1 protein-coding gene is annotated in these 1,547 nt (G+C 57.3%); it reads right to left on the minus strand.

Annotation, left to right across the window (positions count from 1 at the left end):
- Positions 1-185: 185 nt before the first annotated feature.
- Positions 186-1,547 (minus strand): AAA family ATPase (locus AC2FND_RS20245; protein ID WP_496771491.1); only part of this gene is annotated, 1,362 nt, incomplete at its 5' end.

Genomic DNA, 1,547 nt, shown 5'->3' on the forward strand with positions numbered 1-1,547 from the left:
GTTCAAAGTCATCTGCAAGAAGGCCGAACATCTCCATCGGCCCAAAGACATCCAGCAACTCGAATCCTGGAAATATAAGCACCCCGATCTTGCGCATCTCCGCTCTCCTTCTGAATAAGCTGGCATAAGAAAAAACGCCCGCCAACACGGGTTGACGGGCGTTCGATAAGGTTTCAATCCTCAGATCAATCCGCCGTCAGAAGCGGGGGCTTGTCACCCGAAATACGCGGTTGATCCGGGCCAAGGATCTCAAGATCCAGATCACCCTTCTTGACCGAGACACGGACCACACCACCTTTTGCCAGCTTGCCAAACAGCAGTTCTTCGGCCAGCGGTTTCTTGATGTGTTCCTGAATGACACGGCCCAGCGGGCGCGCACCCATCTTGTCGTCATAGCCTTTATCCGCCAGCCATTCGGCGGCTTTGGGTGTCAGATCGATTGTCACACCACGGTCCAGCAGCTGCGCTTCCAGTTGCAGGACGAATTTCTCGACCACCTGCAAAATGACCTCTTTCGGCAGCGGTGCGAACGAGATGACGGCATCCAGACGGTTGCGGAATTCCGGCGTGAACATGCGTTCAATCGCGGCGGTGTCTTCGCCCTCGCGACGGTCACGACCGAACCCGATCGCGGCCTTGGCCTGCTCTTGCGCCCCCGCATTCGAGGTCATGATCAGCACCACGTTGCGGAAGTTCACTGTACGGCCGTTATGGTCGGTCAGCTCGCCATGGTCCATCACCTGCAACAGGATGTTGAACACGTCCGGGTGCGCCTTTTCAATCTCGTCCAGCAGCAACACACAATGTGGATGCTGGTCGACACCGTCTGTCAGCAGGCCCCCCTGATCGAACCCGACATAGCCCGGAGGTGCGCCGATCAGACGGCTGACCGCGTGTTTCTCCATGTATTCCGACATATCGAAACGCAGCAATTCTACACCCAGCGTATCCGCAAGCTGTTTCGCCACCTCGGTCTTACCAACCCCCGTCGGACCGGCGAACAGATAGTTGCCGATGGGTTTTTCAGGTTCGCGCAGACCGGCACGGGCTAGTTTGATCGCGCTGGACAGCGCCTCGATGGCCAGATCCTGACCAAACACCACCCGTTTCAGCGATGCTTCGAGGTCTTTCAGCACCAACGCATCATCCTTGGTGACGTTCTTCGGCGGAATACGCGCGATCTTGGCGACAACCGCCTCGATCTCTTTGACACCAATGGTTTTGCGCCGCTTGCTTTCCGCGACCAGATGCTGCGCCGCGCCGGCCTCGTCGATCACATCGATGGCCTTGTCGGGCAGCTTGCGGTCGTTGATGTAACGCGCCGACAGCTCGACCGCGGTTTTGATCGCATCAGCGGTGTATTTGATGTCGTGATGTTTTTCGAAGTATGGCTTCAGACCGCGCAGGATCTTGACACTGTCTTCAACCGAAGGCTCGTTCACATCGATCTTCTGGAACCGGCGCGACAGGGCTCGGTCCTTCTCGAAATGCTGGCGAAACTCTTTGTAGGTGGTAGACCCCATGGTGCGCAGCTTGCCGCCCTGCAA

The sequence above is a fragment of the Ruegeria sp. BHSB056 genome (genome assembly GCF_059613305.1).